Genomic DNA, 18,287 nt, shown 5'->3' on the forward strand with positions numbered 1-18,287 from the left:
GAGACGACGATGTCGATCACTGCCGAGCGCAAGCAGGCGCTCATTGCCGAGTACAAGACCGCCGAAGGCGACACCGGTTCGCCCGAGGTGCAGGTTGCGATCCTGACGGAACGCATCACCAACCTGACCGATCACATGAAGTCCCACAACAAGGACTTCCACTCCCGCCGTGGCCTGCTGGTCATGGTCAGCCAGCGCCGCAGCCTGCTGGACTACCTGAAGCGCAAGGACGTCGCCCGTTACACGTCGCTGATTCAGCGTCTGGGCCTGCGTCGCTAAGGGTATGGTCTGGACGGCGCCGCCGGCGCAAGCGACCGCAGTGACCGGTGGTACCGGCCACCCGCCTTCCGGCGGGTCCGGCGCCCCGACGCTGCCGTTCGGCGCGCGGATCGCGGTCCGGATGATCCAAAAGCGGATGAGTGCGGTTATTGAGTAGTGCAGATGGCCAGCCGGGGCGGACCCGGCTGGCCATCTGTCATTTAAAGGTTTCTAATGCGGGTGCTGCCGATAGGGCCCCGGCTCGGCCGTCCAATCCGGGACGTGATCCGAGTATCGGATGGAAGGAAGAAAGATATGTTCAAGGTTTTCCGTAAAGAGATGGAATGGGGCGGCCGCAAGCTGGTCCTCGAAACGGGCAAGGTCGCCCGTCAGGCTGATGGCGCTGTCATCGCCACCTACGGCGACACGGTCGTGCTCTGCACCGCCGTCGGCGCCAAGTCGGTCAAGCCCGGCCAGGACTTTTTTCCCCTGACCGTCAATTACCAGGAAAAGGCTTTCGCCGCCGGCAAGATCCCCGGCGGCTTTTTCAAGCGTGAGGGTCGCCCGACCGAGAAGGAGGTGCTGACCTCCCGCCTCATCGACCGCCCCATCCGCCCGCTGTTCATCGATGGCTTCCGCAACGAGGTGCAGGTCGTCTGCACCGTGCTCAGCCATGATCTGGAAAACGATCCCGACATCGTCGCCATGATCGGCGCCTCCGCCGCCCTGACGCTGTCCGGCCTGCCCTTCCTGGGCCCGGTCGGCGGCGCCCGCGTCGGCTACAAGGATGGCGAGTTCATCCTGAACCCGACGCTGGAGCAGGTGGAAACCACCGACCTGGACCTGGTGGTCGCCGGTACGCAGGAAGGCGTGCTGATGGTCGAATCGGAAGCCAAGGAGCTGTCCGAGGAGATCATGCTGAAGGCCGTCATGTTCGGCCACACCGCCTTCCAGCCGGTGATCAACATGATCATCGACCTGGCCGAGCAGGCCGCCAAGGACCCGTGGGACCTGCCGGCGCCGGCCTATGACAAGGCCGCGCTGAAGGCCAAGCTGAGCGAACTGGTGGGCGCCGACATCCGCGCGGCCTACACCCTGACCGTGAAGCAGGAACGCTATGAGGCCGTCAGCACCGCCAAGAAGAAGGCGGTCGAGGCCCTGACCGCCGAGGGCGCCTACACCGCCGAAGCGGTCGGCAGCACCTTCAAGGACCTGGAAGCCGACGTGCTGCGCGGCACGGTCCTGGAGACCGGCAAGCGCATCGACGGCCGCACCACCGTCGACATCCGCCCCATCGTGGCGGAAGTGGGCGTGCTGCCCCGGGCCCACGGTTCGGCGCTGTTCACCCGCGGCGAGACCCAAGCCCTGGTGGTCGCCACCCTGGGCACCGCCCAGGATGAGCAGATCGTGGACGCGCTGGAAGGCGAATACCGCGAAAACTTCATGCTGCACTACAACTTCCCCCCGTACTCCGTGGGTGAAGCCGGCCGCATGGGCAGCCCGGGCCGCCGTGAAATCGGCCATGGCAAGCTGGCGTGGCGCGCCGTGCACCCGCTGCTGCCGGCCAAGGAAGCCTTCCCCTACACCCTGCGTCTGGTCTCCGAGATCACCGAGTCCAACGGCTCGTCCTCCATGGCCACCGTCTGCGGCACCTCGCTGGCGCTGATGGATGCCGGTGTGCCGCTGCCGCGCCCCGTGGCCGGCATCGCCATGGGCCTGATCAAGGAAGACACCGGCGTCGCCGTGCTGTCCGACATCCTGGGTGACGAGGATCACCTGGGCGACATGGACTTCAAGGTGGCCGGCACCGAGGCGGGCGTGACCGCCCTGCAGATGGACATCAAGATCACCTCGATCACCGAGGAGATCATGAAGGTCGCCCTGGCCCAGGCCAAGGACGGCCGCCTGCACATCCTGGGCGAGATGGCCAAGGCCATCGGCGGCGCCCGCGAGGCGGTGAACCAGAACGCCCCGCGCATCACCGTGATCAACATCCCGAAGGAGAAGATCCGCGACGTGATCGGCTCCGGCGGCAAGGTGATCCGCGAGATCGTGGAGCAGACCGGCGCCAAGATCGACATCGAGGACGACGGCACCGTCAAGGTGGCGGCCGTGGACAGCAAGGCGTCCGACGCCGCCATCAAGTGGATCAAGGGCATCGTCGCCGAGCCCGAGCTGGGCGAGATCTACGTCGGCAAGGTCGTGAAGGTCATGGACTTCGGCGCCTTCGTGAACTTCCTGGGCGCCCGTGACGGCCTGGTCCACATCTCCGAACTGTCACCGCAGCGCGTGGCCAAGGTCACCGATGTGGTCAACCAGGGCGACGAGGTGAAGGTGAAGGTCCTGGGCTTCGACGATCGCGGCAAGGTGAAGCTGTCGATGAAGGTGGTCGACCAGGCCACCGGCGAAGACCTGAGCAAGAAGGACAAGGCCGAGGAGGCCTGATCCGCTTTAAGGCTTAGGCAGGCGGTTTCGGCCCCTGCCTTTGGTCGAGGAATGAGCCGCCCGGGGTAGCCCGGGCGGCTTTTTCTATGTCTTCAGAGCCTCGACAACGATTCATTTGTGGCGAAGTCTGGGCAGTAATCCGGTTTGGCCATGAATTAAGGGCTGAGTATTGATTTACAGCCGTGCGCTCAGGGCATGGAAAGTGTGACGCTCCTCACAGGTTAGAGGTCTCGCAAGGGCGTAATGAATCGATCACCCATCAGTAGTTACCCGCAGTAGTAACGGATGGACTGAAGGCAGTGACGAAACATTGCCAAGACACGCCAAGGTTTCATTGTTTGCAATGATGGAATTACGGCGAAATTAGGGACCTTAAAGGAGAGTTACCATGTCGCATTTGCGGACTATTGTTTTCGCCGCGTCGGCTCTGGTCGCGGTCGCCGCGACCCCGGCTCTGGCGCAGAGCACGTTCGACGGCGGCTATGTTGGTGCCAACGCCGGCTATGACTGGTTCAACGCGCGTCAGCGGGCCACCGTCGGCGGCCAGCAGAGCACCCCCGCCCGTGAGACCCAGGGTTTCAACGGCGGCCTCTTCGCCGGCTACGGCCAGACCGTTTACGACAACATCTATGTCGGCGCCGAAGGCGAAGCCAATTTCTACACCGGTGACCGGACCTACGGCGACGCCCTGGGCAGCTACCGCGTGCAGCCCAACTACAGCGCCGGCGTCAGCGCCCGCCTGGGTTACGTGGTCCAGCCCGACCTGCTGCTGTTCGGCCGCGTGGGCTACCAGCACACCTCCATCGACACGACCAACGCCCTGACCGGCGGCGCTTCCCGCCAGTACGCCCAGGACTATGACGGTGTGAAGTACGGCGTCGGCGCCGATTACGCCATCGACGAGCACCTGTTCACCCGTATCGAGTACGACTACACCGACTACTCGCACTCCACGCGGGATCTGGCCGGTGGCCAGCTGCGCTCGACCCCGCAAGAAAGCCAGGTCCGCGTCGGCGTCGGCATCCGCTTCTGATAAAAGCGTGCCCTCATGAGGAAAAGGCCCGGGCTCACCCCCGGGCCTTTTTCATTTCCGCGGCAGCTATCTTTCCCAACATCCCATAGGACGCGACCGCATCCGGCGAACCAGTCACCGCGTGGAATAAGTCGCCCAGGTGCGTACCGGCCCCGTGTCCACATGGGTGTGGCCGCTGCCGTCGTAGAAGGCGGCGCCCCCACGCTGCATGGTCTTGGCGATCTCGGTGATGGCGTCACCCTTCAGCGCCGGGATGCGGATGTCGGCGGCGCGGCCCTGCATGTGGAAGCTCTCGCGGGCGGCGTTGCGGTTGACCTTGACCAGGGCGGCATTGGTTTCCGGCGAGCGATAGCCCGACAGGATGTCCACCTGGGTGGTGGGCGGCAGGCTGGCGCGCAGGATGACGCCACTGATGAAATCCATCAGCGCGGGATCGATATCGTGGGTTTCGCCGGTGTGGCGGTCGCGCATGATGTGCGCCACCTCTGCCATGGCGCGGCTGTCATAGGCGCCGTCGTGCCAGTAGATGACGTCGATCTTTTCCTTGCTGGGCGGGTGCACCAGCACGATGCGGCGGATGGCCGCCGTGTTGGCCGGTGGCAGGTCGGCTTCCGCCGGCGGGACGGGAAAGGGTTTGGGCGAACCGCCGCAGGCCGCGACCGCCAGCATCAGGGAAACGGATGCCGCGCGGGCCAGGCGGAAGGGGAAGTTGATCATGGGGTCAGTCGATATCCGCCGGGTTCCGTCACCAGCAGGACGGCGTTGGCCGGGTCCCGCTCCATCTTCTGCCGCAGGCGGTAGATATGGGTTTCCAAGGTGTGGGTGGTGACGCCTTCATTGTAATTCCACACCTGGTCCAACAGTTGTTCGCGGCTGACGACACCGCCGCCCGCGCGATGCAGGAAAGCCAGGATCTGCGCCTCCTTGTCGGTCAGGCGGGTCTCGTTGCCCGTGCCTTCCTCGCGCAGGGTGCGGGCCAGGGCGCGGAACTCATAGGGACCAATGCGCAGGGCCGGGTCGTCACCCGTGGGGCGGGCATGCTGGCGCAGCTTGGCCAGCAGCGCGCCGATGCGGAAGGGCTTCACCAGCCGGTCGCTGCATCCGGGCACGTCCGGTTCCCCTTCCATGGCCATCAGCAGGATGGGGCTGTCGATCCCGGCCTGGCGCAGGGCGGCGCAAAGGGCGGCGCCCTCCATATCCGGCAGGCGGCTGGCCAACAGGATGGCCTCGAACGTTTCCGCCTGCGCGGCGGCCAGGGCGGTTGCGCCATCGGTCGCCTGGCGCACGTCGAATTCCTCCAGGCTGCTCAACTGCTCCGCCAGCAAATGGCGTAGGGTCTCGTCATCCTCAACCAGCAACAGCTTCTTGGCGCCTGGGGTCGTCATCGGCCTGGACTAGGGGAAGTTGGGTGGCGGTTCCGTCGACTTATTAGCACGGGTGCGGATGGTTCGCACGAGGGGCGTCGCCGGGGGGAGAGGGGCGGAGGGTGTAAACCAAGAGGGCGCGTCCTAACGCCGCGCCAGGATGTCGGCGTGGCCCACGGTCATCTCGGCCCGCAGGACGGCGGCGCGGCGACGCTCCCCCCACGCCCCGATGCGGTCGGCCGCCGCCGGGTCGCGGGCCGCGGCCTGGGCCGCCAGCATGGATACCAGGTGCAGTTGGGCCTGACGACCGCGCAGCCCCGATAGCCGCCAATCCGACCGGGCCCCGTCCAGGCGATAGCCCGCGGCCTCCAGCTTGGTCACCAGCGCGGATGACGCCTGGTCACCCAGCGGCGGACCGAAGCCGTGGTCGCGGTTGGCGCTTTCCTGCGCCAACGCCACCACCAAGCCGTCGTCCGGATCCTCCGGCGTCCATGTCAGGCGGCCGTCCTGCACCCCCGTGGCCAGTACGGGGGGCAGGCCGCTGGCAATCAGTTCGGTTATGAAATGATCCAGCCATTCCGCCGATACCCGGTCGAAGAAGGCGTTACCGGCAACGCCGTCATGACGTTGAATGCCCAGGTCGTGCAGGTCGGTCGACATGTCTTGGCGGATCAGGGTCAGCCGGCTGCGCAGGTCATCGCCGAACAGGACCAACTCAGCCACCGCGCCATCGACGGCGTTGCGCGCCATGCGCCAACCTGATTCATGCGCCCAGCGCTGCATGCGGTCCGACACGCCGGCCAGCAGGTCGGCGTCGGTGTCCATCAGGGTCCAGTCCTGGATCATGCGGCCCAGGCGGGGCAGCAGATGGCGCACGTTGGCGCCCAGCCCGGCGCCCAAGTCCAGGATGTGCGGGCGGGATGGCACCATGCGGGCGAATTCCCAGGCCAGCTCGATGGCCCGCGCCTTGTCATCCAGCGGCTCCCGCAGGGCGTGCCAGTCGCCGTCGATGACCTGGGGTTGGATCATGCGGCGCCTCTGCCGCCGGCGCGGGGCGCCGACCGGGGAAGGGGGAAGACCGGAACGGGGGCACGGAACATCCGTGGGGGTCCTGAAGTAACGGGCGGCGCGCACGGGCCGGGGCTGAATGGAAAACCGTCGCACCGGGGTGGACGCCGAATAGTAGCCGCCGCGCCTTGACTTGGTCCATCCCGCGAATGCGCTGTTACTTTGGTGTCTCCGCACGGGAAAAGCCATGGCGCGATCGGTCATATCAAGCCGCCATAGGGCAAGGGGCAAGCGTCGGGGGCGGTCGCATGGCGGATTATTCCCGCCATCCCTCTCCGGCGGGCCCTCCCGGCGGGCTGGGTACCCATGCAACGCTAGCGCTTCGCGCCCGCGCACGGGGCCGATACCGTGCTGGTCGGTGGAACTGGTTGTGCCGGGCGGGGCGAATGACCATGTTCTGCCCATTACCCGTGCTGTTGACGCGTCCCGATACGCGGCCGTCCCTCCTTCCTGTGTCGCCTGGATCATCCGCATGTCGCTCGCCGCCGAACCGATTTCACCCCTGATGCGGACCGCCAGCCGTTCCGTGCAGCGCGCGGTGTCCGAACTCCGTCGCGGCGACTTGGTGATGCTTCAGGGCGGCGACGGCCGGGCCCTGCTGGTTCGCGCGGCGGAGATGACGGACGCGCCGGCCCTGGCCCTGGTGCGTCAGATCGCGGGGGGCGAGCCCGCCCTGGTCCTGACCGACAAGCGCGCCATCGCCGCGGGCATCCTGGCCCAGGCGGTTGAACCGGCCCATGCCGATCCGATGGGCGCCGGCACCGTGGTGGTCGCCCCCGCGCAGGGGCTGACGCCGGATCTGGTCCGGGTGCTGGCCGATCCCACCCGCCCGGGTTCCGCCCAGGCCGTGCAACCCGCTGTCCGCCCGTTCCCGTCGGCGGAGGGCGAGGCCCTGCTGCTGGTGAAGCTGGCCCGCCTGCTGCCCGCCGTCATCGTGGCCGAGGTGGCCGCGGACCGCGCCGACGAGGTGGCGGGGCGCAACGACCTGCTGACCGTGCGGGGCGCCGATGTCCAGGCTTACCAGGCGGCGGGGGAATCCACCCTGCGCCAGGTGGTGGAGGCGTCCGTGCCCCTGGCGGATGCGGAAAACACCCGCCTGATCGCCTTCCGCGCCCCGGATGGCGGCGTGGAGCATCTGGCCATCCTGATCGGTACCCCCGACCCGGCGCAGCCGGTGCTGACCCGCCTGCATTCCGAATGCTTCACCGGCGACCTGCTGGGCTCGCTGCGCTGCGACTGCGGCGCCCAGTTGCGCGGCGCCATCCGCGAGATCGCGGCCCAGGGCAGCGGCGTGGTGCTGTACCTGGCGCAAGAGGGCCGCAATATTGGCCTCATGAACAAGCTGCGCGCCTATCGTCTGCAGGACGCCGGCGTCGACACGGTGGACGCCAACCTGATGGTGGGCTTTGAGGCGGACGAGCGCACCTATCTGCCGGCCGCAACCATGCTGAAGGCCCTGGGCTTCAACGCCGTGCGCCTGATGACCAACAACCCGGACAAGCTGGCGCAGCTGGCCCGCTGGGGCGTGCAGGTGGTGGACCGCGTTCCCCATATCTTCCCCGCGAACGGCCACAACATCGCCTATCTGCGGACCAAGGCGGAAAAGGCCGGTCACCTGTTGTGATCCGCCCGCTGGCGGGGGTCGCCCGGTAAAACCCGCTGGTCCCGCCCGGTTGAATCTGCCGATGGGCGCTTTGGGTCGGGTGGGAATTTTAGTCAGTATATTGAAAATCCTTATATTTTTGGCTGGCATATCGCTTGCTTGAGGGTATGGGTGCAGGAGAAAGCCCCATGACCCCCAGCGTCCAGTCCGCCCTGTCGCCGACCTACCCCGATCCCGTCCTGGCGGGTGGTGTCGGCACGGCCGCGTCCGCGACCGGGCAGGGCGGCACCGGCCTGGCGGGGGTGCCGGAGGACTTCCAGAATCAGCTGGACCAGCAGGTGGCCCAGGACAGCGCGGTGAAGGCCGCCGGCCTGCCCGGCCAAGGGGCGGCGGCGGTCCAGGCCCAGGTGGCGGCGGCGCACAAGGACAACCACCTGTCCTTCTGGGACGTCGTCGACGTCATCAACCCGCTGCAGCATATCCCCGTCATCAGCACGATCTACCGTGAGATCACGGGCGACACCATCAAGGCCCCGGCCAAGATCCTGGGCGGCCTGCTGTATGGCGGCCCCATCGGCATGGCGCTGGCCACCGGCGACGCCTTCATCGAGGAAGAGACGGGCGAGGACGTGGGCGGCCACGTCATGGACGCCCTGGGCTTGGGCCACCATCACAAGGTCGGCACGGTCACGCTGGACCCGGATGACGAACGGGGCGGCGGCAAGGGGCGCCAGGGGGGACAGGAGCAGCCCGACGAGGCCCCGACCGCTGGCCGCGCGCCCGTGGCCAAGGTCGAGTCCCTGGTGTTGGCGCCCCAGGCACCCGATCTCCAGGCAAACCAGACCGCCGCCGCGCCGGCCACGCCCGCTCCGGGGCAGATGGTCCGCACCAGTTCCATTCCCGCCGATGCTGGCCCCACGGGTGCCGTTCCTACCGGTGCCGTTCCCACTGGTGCCGTGCCGGGCCTGGCCACGCCGGCCTCCACCCTCAAATCGCCGGGCCTGAACGCCGCGGGCAACGCCCAGGGCCAGGCCTTCCCCAACCTGGCGGCGGTGCCCGCCATGGCCGTCGCCGCGCCCGGCGCGAACCCCACCCAGGCCCTGGCGCAGCAGGCGACCCAGGTCACCAACGCCACCCAGGCCTTGGCGCAGTCCGCCAACGCCGCCGCCAATATCGGCGTCGGCACCCAGTCCATGCCCATGGGGGCGGCGCCGCAGCTGATGCCGGCCCAGGCCGCCGCCATGGCCAAGCCCGCCGCCGCATCCGATGCCGGGACCCACCTGGGGCAGAAGCAGGCCCACGGCCTGACCCTGGCCAACTATCGCGCCATGGCGGGTGCTGGCGCCGGTGCCCCCACCGGCCGCACCCTGGTCGCCCCCAGCTATATCCAGAACATCAAGTCGGCCGCCGTCGGCCCCACCGTGCTGCAGACCGGTGCTGTCCAGGCCAACGCCGCCCAATCACAGGCGGCCCAATCACAGGCGGCCCAATCACAGGCGGCCCAGTCCCAGGCGGTTCAATCCCCCGCCACCCTGGCCGCCGCGTCCCATCCCGCCATGATCCAGGTGATGGACGGCGGCGCCGCGCAGCCGGCACAGGCACAGCGCACCACGCCGGTACCGCAGGCCATCCAGGCCTACAACAACGCCATGGGTCAGGATACGGCGACCTTGCTGGCCCAGGCCACCGCCGCGTCGGCCAGCATCAACGGCACCAGCACCCCCACCGGCGCCCAGCCCACCGGCGTCCAACCCACCGGCACCCAGCCGGCCATATCCCAGCCTGCCCCGTCCGGCGGTACGCTGTCGGCCAGCGCCGCCCCGCCGGCCGGGGTTGCCAGCGGTCAAGCGGCGCCCCAGACCGGCGCCGCGATCATCAGCAGCGCCAGCGGCAGCCCGCCCCCGCTGCCCAAGCAGTTCATCGCCGATATCATGATGGCCAACCTGGCCAAGTACCAGGCGATGAAGGACGCCCAGGGCGCCGCCCACTAAGGGGGCCGGTCGGCGTTGCCAAGTGATCGGGGGTCCCGTCGCCCCGGTGTCCAGGCTATAGAAGGGGGATGGACATTCATCTGATCCCCGATCCCCTCGACCCCGCCTCCGCCGGTTCCGGTGGGGGCCATCGCTTGCGCTGGCTCGACCCGCAGGGTGGCACCCAGGAGGGCGCATGCGTCATCGGCCGGGGCGGCGTCATCGCCGACAAGCGTGAAGGGGACGGGGGCACGCCCGTGGGCTGCTTCCCACTGCGCCGCGTGCTTTACCGCCCCGACCGTACCCCGGCTCCCGTGACGGCCCTGCCGCTGGCGGCCATCGCGCCGACGGACGGCTGGTGCGACGATCCCGGGCACGCGGCCTACAACCGCCCGGTGACGCTGCCGTTCCCCGCCAGCCATGAGGTAATGTGGCGGGACGACCACGTCTACGACATCGTCGTCGTGCTGGGGCATAACGACGACCCGCCCGTGCCCGGCCTGGGCAGCGCCATCTTCATGCACCTGACGCGGCCCGACCGCGCGGCCACCGCCGGCTGCACCGCCCTGGAGGCGGACGATCTGCGCCGGCTTCTGTCCCACTGCCGGCCCGGCGACCGGCTGTGCGTTCCGTCCCCGGGGACCTTGCCCGCCATCCTGCCGTCCAAGGACACACCATGAGCGATATCCTGCCCTTGGGGCCCTTGCCCCGCCTGATCGGCCACCGGGGTGCCGCCCGCCACGCGCCGGAAAACACGCTGGCCGGTATCCGCATGGCGGCGGCCCAGGGGGCGAAGTGGGTGGAGGTGGATGTCAAGCTGACGGCCGACCTGGTGCCGGTGCTGATGCATGACGACACGCTGGACCGCACCACGGATGGCACGGGGCCGGCCAAGGACATGACGCTGGACGCCCTGCGCGCCCTCGACGCCGGGTCCTGGTTCTCACCCGCCTTCCGGGGGGAGAAGGTGCCGACGCTGGTGGAGGTCATTCAGCTGGTTCTGGCCCTGAACCTGGGTATCAACCTGGAGATCAAGCCCTGCCCAGGGCGGGAGGAGGAGACGGCCGGCGTCGCCCTGACGCTGGCCTATTCCCTGTGGCCGGACGACAGGCCGCCGCCCCTGGTCTCCTCCTTCGCCGACGCGTCGCTGGACATGGCGCGCCAGGTGGTGCCGCGCTGGCCCCTGGGCTATCTCATCGACCGGCGGCCGCCCAACTGGCGCCAGCGGGTGGAAGCGCTGGACGTCAGCACCATCAATGTGAACGCCCGCAGGGAGGACGCCGCCAGCATTCGGGAGTATAAGTCCACCGGGCGGCCGGTGCTGGCCTACACGGTCAACACGGTGCCCATGGCGCGGGAGGTGCTGGGCTGGGGGGTGTCGTCGGTATTCACCGACACGCCCAGCGGCCTGGCCGGCATCGCGGGCTGAACAGGACAAGGGGATGCGGACGGGCGTGGGTCAAAACATCGGTCGCGGTCCGCGTAAACAGGACGAGAGGCCTTTCGTCCGACCCGGTTTTCCTATATCCAGCCTGCGTCATGTTAGCGGCCGCCCGCCGCGACCCTATATGTATTGGGGGCCGAACCACCGTCCGCGTGCCAGTGGGCTTGGTTGAACGGCCTGGTTTGCAGGAGACGTGAGTTGAAGGCGCTGCGGCCCTTGGTGATGTCCGGTAAGGAAGTGCTGCCCGTCGTCGAAGGCGGCAAAGGCATTTCCGTGTCCAACGGCGAAAGCTCCGGCGCGTGGGCGTCGGCGGGCGGCGTGGGGACCTTCTCGGGTGTCAACGCTGACGCCTATGACGAGAACGGCGCCCTGATTCCGCAGCTCTACCACGGCAAGACCCGGCGGGAACGGCATGAGGAGCTGATCCGTCATTCCATCCGCGGCGGCATTTACCAGGCCCGCGTGGCGCATGAGACGGCCGGCGGCGAAGGCCGCGTCCACATGAATGTCCTGTGGGAAATGGCGGCGGCCGAGCAGATCCTGCACGGCGTGCTGGAGGGGGCCCAGGGCCTGATCCACGGCATCACCTGCGGGGCGGGCATGCCCTACCGCGTGGCCGAGATCGCGGTGAAGCACGGCGTCCATTACTACCCCATCGTCTCGTCCGCCCGCGCCTTCCGGGCCCTGTGGCTGCGCGCGTACAACAAGTTCCGCGACTTCCTGGGCGGCGTGGTCTATGAGGACCCGTGGCTGGCCGGCGGCCACAACGGCCTGTCCAACAGCGAAGATCCGCTGAAGCCCGAGGACCCCTATCCGCGCGTGAAGGCCCTGCGCGAGATGATGAACAGCTTCGGCCTGAATGAGACGCCCATCATCATGGCGGGCGGCGTCTGGTGGCTGTCGGAATGGGAAGACTGGCTGGACAATCCCGAGATCGGGCCCATCGCCTTCCAGTTCGGCACCCGGCCGCTGCTGACCCAGGAAAGCCCCATTTCGGACGCGTGGAAGCAGCGTCTGCTGACCCTGAAGAAGGGCGATGTCTACCTGAACCACTTCTCCCCCACGGGCTTCTATTCCTCCGCCGTCAGCAACCCCTTCCTGGAAGAGCTGAAGGGCCGGGCCGAGCGCCAGGTGGCCTATTCGGTGGAGCCGGTGGGCGACCTGACCGCCGAATTCATGGTGGGCCCGCGCGGCCGGCCGGTTTACCTCACGGAGCATGACCGCGAGCGGGCGCAGGGCTGGGTGGCTGGCGGCAACAGCGTCGCCCTGAAAACCCCTGACACCACCCTGATCTTCGTCGACCCCGCCCAGGCGGCGGTCATCCGCCAGGACCAGATCGATTGCATGGGCTGCCTGTCGGCCTGCAACTTCTCCAACTGGGCGCAGAACGAGGAAGGCACGACCGGGCGTCGCGCCGATCCCCGGTCCTTCTGCATCCAGAAGACCCTGCAGAACATCAGCCACTCCGAGGATGTGGAGCACCAGCTGATGTTCGCCGGCCACAACGCTTACCGCTTCGCCAGCGACCCCTGGTACCAGAACGGCTTCGTGCCGACGGTGAAGCAGTTGGTGGAGCGGATCGCGACGGGGTACTGAGTCGCGGATCGCGACGGGTTGCTGAGCGCGGATCATGGCTACGGCGGCACGGGGGGATATGTCGTGCCGCCGGCTGAATGGTGGGTGCCCGCAACCTTTTCCCCAGGCGCAGTCCAGGTCAGCGCCTTTAAATCTGGATTCATTCCAAATTTCATGGCTGAATAGCGGAAATCCTAGGGGATCGGGGCTTTTCCGGTCCGTACCCTTGCCCATATGCAGACCATGACCGACCTGATCCACGCCCCCACCCCTGCTGAGGACCCCGGCATCCAGGCGACCGACCGTCTGGCGCGCGCCGGTCTGCGACCCACCCGCCAGCGCGTGGCGCTGGCCAAGCTGCTGTTTGATGGCCGGGACCGCCATGTGACGGCGGAACAGTTGCACGGCCAAGCGTCGACCGCCGACATGCGGGTGTCGCTGGCCACCGTCTACAACACCCTGCACCAGTTCACCGAAGCGGGCCTGCTGCGTGAGGTGGTGGTGGAGGCGGGACGGTCCTACTTCGACACCAACGTCTCGGACCACCACCATTTCTTCGTCGAGGGCAGCGGTCATCTGCTGGACATTCCGGGCCACGCCCTGGAGGTCAGCGGCCTGCCGGAGGCGCCGGCCGGCACCCGCGTGGCCCGCGTGGACGTCATCATCCGCCTCAGCGCTGGTGGCTGAGCCGCCAGCCCCTGTGGCCGGCATCGCTGTCGCTGACCTCACCGAATGACAGAAGGCCGGTCCCAGCGGGGCCGGCCTTCGTCTTGTCCAGGTCGACGGGCGCCTACCTGACGGTCTCAAGCGGCCTGGCCGCCGGCGTGCCCCTGGGCGCGGCCACGGGAGGGTAGGGGCTTTCAGTATCGAACATGCCGATGCTGTCGGGGTCGTAGGGGAACCAGTTGGGTTTGGTGTCATCCGAACCGGGCTTGCCCGGCGGCACGGGCGCCAGGGCGTGGCCCGACGGTTTGCCCGGCCCGCCCTTGGCCCTCACCTGGTGCAGGCCATAGATGGCCGCCAGGCCCAGGGTGGGCCCCAACACCATCAGGCTGGCGCCCCAGGCCAGGATGGCGATGTCCATCTTCAGATCAAGGTCGGGCAGCAAGAGCTGGGCGGCGCCATACACGGCCAGTTCGGACATGCCGAAAACCAGACCAAGGGTGATGGCGTTGAAAGCAGGCACGTCCTGAAGGATCTGAGTGTCCTTTTTCATAACAGCCTCCCTATTTTATTACATGAATGATGCGCTCAGTTTTCGAATTCCGCCACTACCCATTTGGGCATCTCGAACAGATGGCGTGAGGCCTTTCGCAATTGCGAAATAAAACCGATCTCGCGGTGCAATACCGAGGCCGCCGCCTGTTTCCTTAACGCCCGCGTCTCGTGGTAAGGTCCCGCGATTTCGCGTTTTTCGGAGATGTCAGGGTATGGACACGGCGGCGGGTTTGCGGGTTTTGCTGGCGGGGGGCACGGGCCTGGTGGGCGGCCACACCCTGAACCTGCTGTTGAAGTCGCCCAAGGTGGCGCAGGTGGTCAGCCTGGTGCGCAAGCCCACGGGCATGACCCATCCCAAGCTGCGTGAGCTGGTGGTGGATTTCGCCACCCTGGGCGACCTGCCGGCGGACGTGCGGGTGGACGCCGTGTTGTGCGCCCTGGGCACCACGCGCAAGGAGGCCGGCAGCGACGCCGCCTTCCAGGACGTCGATCTGAAATATGTGGTGGCGGTGGCCAAGGCCGCGCGCCGCGCCGGCGCCACCTTCTTCGGCGGCGTCTCCTCCGTCGATGCCGACTCGACCTCCCGCCATCTCTACCTGAAGACCAAGGGCATGATGGAGGATTACGTGGCCACCCTAGGCTTCACCTCCCGCCATTTCCTGCGGCCCTCGCTGCTGCTGGGCAAGCGCCGGCAGGACCGGCCGATGGAGCGCCTCCTCCAGGCGCTGGCGCCCCTGGTCGGCCCCTTCCTGGGTGGCCGGCTGGAAAAGTACCGCCCCATCCCCGCAACGGTGGTGGCCGCCGCCCTGGTGACCACCGCCAGCCAGCCCGCCATCGGCGGCGTGCGCACCCATGAGTACAGCGCCATCCGGTCCCTGGCGGGGCTGTAGGATCACACCTTGAGATCGGCCGCCGTCAGCCAGTGGATGCGGCCGAAGCCCGCGACCAGGTGGGCTTGGGCGATGTCCATGCGCCAGAAACGGAAATCGGGGAAATCGGCGTACAGGGCGGCCGAGGGGTGACGGTCCAGGTAGGCGGCGCGCGCCGCCTCAGCCTCGGCGCCGGCCAGGGGGGCGATACGCCCCATGACCGACAGGCGCGGGCCGGTCAGCGGGTTCTCCAACCCGGATGTGTCCTCGAACAGCAGGGCGGCGCGGCCATCCTGGCGCAGGTTGCGGGTGTGCAGCGCCAGTTCCGACAGCAGCAGCAAGGGCCGCCCGTCGGTGTCCAGCGCCACCATCACCAGCGAGGGGTAGGGCCAGCCGCCCATCGACGCCGCGTCGCCGTTCCCCGTGTCCTGGTCCGATGGTGCTGCCCCCGATGGCGCCATCAACGTGGCCAGCGTGGCCTGGGGCCGTCCGGCCAGCAGCGTCCGCGCCGTCTCGCGCGCTGCCGCCAGGGCGTCTGGGGGCCGGTCGGCAGGCGGCGTGGCCTCGGCCGGGGCACCGGGGCCGGGGGATGTATCGGGGGGCATTGTCACCAGCGTTCCTCCACCCATTTCTTTGGATCAGGGGCCGGTCCCTTGCGGACTATTTCGCAAGTGGCAGGGGCGGCTGCATACTGCGCCGTAATCATGCCATAGTGCGGGCCAATCTGGTGAACTGGGGCTGTCCTCCGGCATGTTGCCGGATGGCGGCCGGGGCAAGTGTGAGAAGAGGGGTAAACTCCGTGGTTCAGACCATCGCGCTGGTTGACGATGACCGCAACATCCTGACTTCCGTCTCCATCGCGCTGGAGGCGGAGGGGTACGAGGTGCGCACCTACACCGACGGGGATGAGGCCCACCGCGCGCTCAGCTCCCGGCCGGTGGACTTGGCCGTCCTGGACATCAAGATGCCGCGCATGGATGGGATGGAGCTGCTGCAGCGCATCCGCCAGAACTCGGCCATGCCCGTCATCTTCCTCACCTCCAAGGATGATGAGATCGATGAGTTGCAGGGCCTGCGCATGGGCGCCGACGACTACATCAAGAAGCCCTTCTCCCAGCGCCTGCTGATCGAACGCATCAAGGCCCTGCTGCGGCGCGAGGTCTTGAACGCCACCGGCGGCAAGGGGACCGTGGAACCGGGCTCCGTCATGGTGCGGGGAGAGCTGGTGCTGGACAACGCCCGCCACTCTTGCACCTGGAAGGGACAGGAGATCGACCTGACGGTGACCGAATTCCTGCTGGTCAAGGCGCTGGCCCAGCGCCCCGGGCACGTGAAAAGCCGCGACCAGCTGATGGACGCCGCCTATGGCGAACACATCTATGTCGACGATCGCACCATCGACAGCCACGTGAAGCGCCTGCGCAAGAAGTTCAAGGTGGCCGATGCGGACTTCGCCCAGATCGAAACCCTGTACGGCGTGGGCTACAAGTACCGCGACGCCTGAGGCAAGGTAGATGCTCAAGGACATGCTGGCACGGCGCGCGGTTCCCGCAGGCGGGGCCCCGGCGGCGCAGGACATGGGGGACGCCCCCGTGCGACGCGGCGCCAAGCCCGAGGGGGAGGGCGAGGGCAAGGCGGTGGTGCGCCCCCGCCGCCGCCGGTCGTACGGCGTCATCTCGCCCCTGACGCGTCACATCCTGACCGTCAACCTGCTGGCCCTGGCCCTGCTGCTGTCGGGCCTGCTGTACCTGGAGCGCTATCAGGACTGGCTGGTGCAGCGCCAGCTGGATGTCCTGACCACCGAAGCCAGCATCTTCGCCGGCGCCCTGGGCGAAAGCGCCATGGAGCCCAGCACCGACGAGTTCAACGAACCCTCCGGCACCTTGTCGTGGACCATGGCCAGCCAGGTGGTGCGCCGCCTGGGCGATACCACCGACCGGCGTTTCCGCCTGTACGACACCAAGGGCAAGCTGCAGGCCGACAGCCGCGTGCTGAGCCTGGCCAAGGGCACGCGCGTGCAGATCGAGGAACTGCCGCCCTTGCCCGATGGCAACCAGCTGACGCAGCTGGGCATAGACCTCTACAACGCCATCGTCCGCGCCCTGCCCACCCGCGACCACCTGCCGGTCTACCCCGAGGGGCGCGCCACCGACGGCACGCACTTCCCCGATGTGCAGAAGGCCCTGAACGGCGAATCCTCCACCCATGTCTGGCGTGTAGCCGGCGACGCCGGCAAGCAGGACATGGTGCTGACCGTGGCCGTGCCCATCCAGCGCTACAAGCAGGTGCTGGGCGCGGTGCTGATCAGCCGCAGCGGGTCGGAGATCGATACCGAGGTGCGCGAGTTCCGCGTGAACATCCTGAAGGTGTTCGGCGGCGTCATCGTGCTGACGGTCCTGATGTCGATCTATCTGGCCAGCACCATCGTGCGCCCCATCCGCCGCCTGGCGGCGGCGGCGGACGACGTGCGCTACGGCCATGGCCGCCAGGCGGTGCTGCCCGACTTTTCCGGCCGGCATGACGAGATCGGCGACCTGTCGCAATCGCTGCGCGCCATGACCTCGGCCCTGTGGGACCGCATGGACGCCATCGAGCGCTTCGCCGCCGACGTGGCGCATGAGATCAAGAACCCGCTGACCTCCATGCGCAGCGCTGTGGAGACGGTGCAGCTGGTGAAGGATGAGACGCGGCTGCGCAAGCTGTTGGGCATCATCGCCGACGACGTGGGCCGCCTCGACCGCCTGATCAGCGACATCTCCAACGCCAGCCGCCTGGATGCGGAGCTGAGCCGGGCGGAGGCCAACTCCGTCGACCTGCGGCGCATGCTGACCATGTTCAAGGACATCCACGACAACACGCTGGGCGCCCGCGACGAGGATGAGGACGACGACACCCCGCCGCCGCCGACGGTGGCGGTGGACCTGCCGCCGGCCAACCGCAACCTGGTGGTCCCGGGCATCGAGGGCCGCCTGACCCAGGTGTTCCAGAACCTGATCTCCAACGCCCTGTCCTTCTCCCCGCCCGGGGGCAAGGTGGTGCTGGCGGCCAAGGTGGTGGGCGACCGGGTGGAGATCACCTGCACCGACGACGGCCCCGGCATCCCCGCCGGCAAGACCGAGGCCATCTTCGACCGCTTCTATACCGAGCGGCCGGCGGGCGAGAAGTTCGGCACCCACTCGGGGCTGGGCCTCTCCATCTCCAAGCAGATCGTGGAGGCACACAACGGCCGCATCTTCGCCGCCAACCGCACCGACTCGACCGGCAAGGTGCTGGGCGCGGTGTTCACGGTGCAGCTGCCGCGGGGCTGAGATAATCCATACGCGTAATTAAGTTGCTGGATCACGGGCCGGCACGCATGGCCGGCATTTTGGCCCGGCGGCGCCGGCGGTCTTGAAATCGCCGTCAGGGCCGGTATCGTCGGCGGCCTACTTGCCCTTGGG

General features: G+C 67.9%; 17 protein-coding genes. 12 read left to right on the forward strand and 5 right to left on the reverse strand.

The features are described 5' to 3' along the window. The first annotated feature begins 9 nt into the window (after positions 1 to 9). The 3 genes from rpsO to FBZ90_RS22830 all read left to right on the forward strand — a co-directional run bounded on the left by rpsO (position 10) and on the right by FBZ90_RS22830 (position 3,736). Positions 10 to 279: a 30S ribosomal protein S15 gene (gene rpsO / locus FBZ90_RS22820; protein ID WP_004271802.1), complete on the forward strand. Its 270-nt coding sequence runs from the start codon at positions 10 to 12 to the stop codon at positions 277 to 279. Positions 280 to 573: 294 nt separating this feature from the next. After that, positions 574 to 2,703 carry a polyribonucleotide nucleotidyltransferase gene (pnp, locus tag FBZ90_RS22825; RefSeq protein WP_145735293.1) on the forward strand — a complete coding sequence of 710 codons (2,130 nt, stop codon included), beginning with the start codon at positions 574 to 576 and terminating at the stop codon, positions 2,701 to 2,703. Between the two features lie 388 nt (positions 2,704 to 3,091). Further along, positions 3,092 to 3,736 (forward strand): outer membrane protein, encoded by a 645-nt coding sequence (locus FBZ90_RS22830; protein WP_145735294.1) that lies wholly within the window; start codon positions 3,092 to 3,094, stop codon positions 3,734 to 3,736. Positions 3,737 to 3,850: 114 nt separating this feature from the next. On the opposite strand, the gene FBZ90_RS22835 is transcribed toward FBZ90_RS22830, so the two are convergent. The 3 genes from FBZ90_RS22835 to FBZ90_RS22845 all read right to left on the reverse strand — a co-directional run bounded on the left by FBZ90_RS22835 (position 3,851) and on the right by FBZ90_RS22845 (position 6,129). Next, a complete protein-coding gene (locus FBZ90_RS22835) occupies positions 3,851 to 4,453 on the reverse strand; it encodes a YcbK family protein (RefSeq protein WP_145735295.1) in 603 nt (200 codons plus the stop codon). Then, complete coding sequence (locus FBZ90_RS22840; protein ID WP_145735296.1) at positions 4,450 to 5,121, reverse strand: response regulator transcription factor; 672 nt, start codon at positions 5,119 to 5,121, stop codon at positions 4,450 to 4,452. The genes FBZ90_RS22835 and FBZ90_RS22840 overlap by 4 nt, the downstream gene beginning before the upstream one ends. A gap of 123 nt (positions 5,122 to 5,244) precedes the next feature. Continuing rightward, on the reverse strand, positions 5,245 to 6,129 hold the full coding sequence (locus FBZ90_RS22845) for a hypothetical protein (RefSeq protein WP_145735297.1): 885 nt from the start codon (positions 6,127 to 6,129) through the stop codon (positions 5,245 to 5,247). Between the two features lie 511 nt (positions 6,130 to 6,640). Between FBZ90_RS22845 and ribA the strand changes: the two genes are divergently transcribed. The 6 genes from ribA to irrA all read left to right on the forward strand — a co-directional run bounded on the left by ribA (position 6,641) and on the right by irrA (position 13,447). Beyond that, positions 6,641 to 7,792, forward strand: coding sequence for a GTP cyclohydrolase II (gene ribA / locus FBZ90_RS22850; RefSeq protein WP_145735298.1), 1,152 nt, complete (start codon positions 6,641 to 6,643; stop codon positions 7,790 to 7,792). A gap of 167 nt (positions 7,793 to 7,959) precedes the next feature. Next, the gene (locus FBZ90_RS22855; protein ID WP_145735299.1) at positions 7,960 to 9,762 is read left to right on the forward strand and encodes a hypothetical protein; all 1,803 of its coding nucleotides are present in this window, start codon (positions 7,960 to 7,962) and stop codon (positions 9,760 to 9,762) included. Positions 9,763 to 9,830: 68 nt separating this feature from the next. Next, positions 9,831 to 10,421: a L,D-transpeptidase family protein gene (locus FBZ90_RS22860; RefSeq protein WP_145735300.1), complete on the forward strand. Its 591-nt coding sequence runs from the start codon at positions 9,831 to 9,833 to the stop codon at positions 10,419 to 10,421. Then, positions 10,418 to 11,170: a glycerophosphodiester phosphodiesterase gene (gene ugpQ, locus FBZ90_RS22865; protein WP_186455998.1), complete on the forward strand. Its 753-nt coding sequence runs from the start codon at positions 10,418 to 10,420 to the stop codon at positions 11,168 to 11,170. The genes FBZ90_RS22860 and ugpQ overlap by 4 nt, the downstream gene beginning before the upstream one ends. A 213-nt stretch (positions 11,171 to 11,383) precedes the next feature. After that, positions 11,384 to 12,781, forward strand: coding sequence for an NAD(P)H-dependent flavin oxidoreductase (locus tag FBZ90_RS22870; RefSeq protein ID WP_246130745.1), 1,398 nt, complete (start codon positions 11,384 to 11,386; stop codon positions 12,779 to 12,781). Between the two features lie 222 nt (positions 12,782 to 13,003). Next, complete coding sequence (irrA, locus tag FBZ90_RS22875; protein WP_145735301.1) at positions 13,004 to 13,447, forward strand: iron response transcriptional regulator IrrA; 444 nt, start codon at positions 13,004 to 13,006, stop codon at positions 13,445 to 13,447. 103 nt (positions 13,448 to 13,550) lie between these two features. Here the strand turns inward: irrA and FBZ90_RS27965 are convergent, their stop codons facing one another. Beyond that, entirely contained in the window at positions 13,551 to 13,976 is a 426-nt protein-coding gene (locus FBZ90_RS27965; protein WP_186455999.1) for a hypothetical protein, read from the reverse strand. 214 nt (positions 13,977 to 14,190) lie between these two features. Here FBZ90_RS27965 and FBZ90_RS22885 point away from each other — a divergent pair, with 214 nt between their 5' ends. Next, entirely contained in the window at positions 14,191 to 14,868 is a 678-nt protein-coding gene (locus FBZ90_RS22885) for an NAD(P)H-binding protein (RefSeq protein ID WP_145735302.1), read from the forward strand. 2 nt (positions 14,869 to 14,870) lie between these two features. Here the strand turns inward: FBZ90_RS22885 and FBZ90_RS22890 are convergent, their stop codons facing one another. Beyond that, a complete protein-coding gene (locus FBZ90_RS22890) occupies positions 14,871 to 15,452 on the reverse strand; it encodes a pyridoxamine 5'-phosphate oxidase family protein (RefSeq protein WP_145735303.1) in 582 nt (193 codons plus the stop codon). A gap of 194 nt (positions 15,453 to 15,646) precedes the next feature. Between FBZ90_RS22890 and FBZ90_RS22895 the strand changes: the two genes are divergently transcribed. Both FBZ90_RS22895 and FBZ90_RS22900 read left to right on the forward strand, forming a co-directional pair. After that, positions 15,647 to 16,351: a response regulator transcription factor gene (locus tag FBZ90_RS22895; RefSeq protein WP_145735304.1), complete on the forward strand. Its 705-nt coding sequence runs from the start codon at positions 15,647 to 15,649 to the stop codon at positions 16,349 to 16,351. A 10-nt stretch (positions 16,352 to 16,361) separates the two neighbouring features. Continuing rightward, the gene (locus FBZ90_RS22900) at positions 16,362 to 18,155 is read left to right on the forward strand and encodes a stimulus-sensing domain-containing protein (protein ID WP_246130747.1); all 1,794 of its coding nucleotides are present in this window, start codon (positions 16,362 to 16,364) and stop codon (positions 18,153 to 18,155) included. Positions 18,156 to 18,287 lie beyond the last annotated feature (132 nt).

Source organism: Nitrospirillum pindoramense (genome assembly GCF_007827955.1).
GTDB classification, from domain to species: Bacteria; Pseudomonadota; Alphaproteobacteria; order Azospirillales; family Azospirillaceae; genus Nitrospirillum; species Nitrospirillum amazonense_B.

Bases quoted from the DNA above. Each gene is read 5' to 3' on its own strand.
- irrA (WP_145735301.1), top strand. From the start codon at position 13,004: ATGACCGACCTGATCCACGCCCCCACCCCTGCTGAGGACCCCGGCATC.
- FBZ90_RS22885 (WP_145735302.1), top strand. From the start codon at position 14,191: ATGGACACGGCGGCGGGTTTGCGGGTTTTGCTGGCGGGGGGCACGGGC.
- FBZ90_RS22845 (WP_145735297.1), bottom strand. From the start codon at position 6,129: ATGATCCAACCCCAGGTCATCGACGGCGACTGGCACGCCCTGCGGGAG.
- pnp (WP_145735293.1), top strand. From the start codon at position 574: ATGTTCAAGGTTTTCCGTAAAGAGATGGAATGGGGCGGCCGCAAGCTG.
- rpsO (WP_004271802.1), top strand. From the start codon at position 10: ATGTCGATCACTGCCGAGCGCAAGCAGGCGCTCATTGCCGAGTACAAG.
- ugpQ (WP_186455998.1), top strand. From the start codon at position 10,418: ATGAGCGATATCCTGCCCTTGGGGCCCTTGCCCCGCCTGATCGGCCAC.
- ribA (WP_145735298.1), top strand. From the start codon at position 6,641: ATGTCGCTCGCCGCCGAACCGATTTCACCCCTGATGCGGACCGCCAGC.
- FBZ90_RS22840 (WP_145735296.1), bottom strand. From the start codon at position 5,121: ATGACGACCCCAGGCGCCAAGAAGCTGTTGCTGGTTGAGGATGACGAG.
- FBZ90_RS22860 (WP_145735300.1), top strand. From the start codon at position 9,831: ATGGACATTCATCTGATCCCCGATCCCCTCGACCCCGCCTCCGCCGGT.
- FBZ90_RS22890 (WP_145735303.1), bottom strand. From the start codon at position 15,452: ATGCCCCCCGATACATCCCCCGGCCCCGGTGCCCCGGCCGAGGCCACG.
- FBZ90_RS22835 (WP_145735295.1), bottom strand. From the start codon at position 4,453: ATGATCAACTTCCCCTTCCGCCTGGCCCGCGCGGCATCCGTTTCCCTG.
- FBZ90_RS27965 (WP_186455999.1), bottom strand. From the start codon at position 13,976: ATGAAAAAGGACACTCAGATCCTTCAGGACGTGCCTGCTTTCAACGCC.
- FBZ90_RS22830 (WP_145735294.1), top strand. From the start codon at position 3,092: ATGTCGCATTTGCGGACTATTGTTTTCGCCGCGTCGGCTCTGGTCGCG.
- FBZ90_RS22855 (WP_145735299.1), top strand. From the start codon at position 7,960: ATGACCCCCAGCGTCCAGTCCGCCCTGTCGCCGACCTACCCCGATCCC.
- FBZ90_RS22900 (WP_246130747.1), top strand. From the start codon at position 16,362: ATGCTCAAGGACATGCTGGCACGGCGCGCGGTTCCCGCAGGCGGGGCC.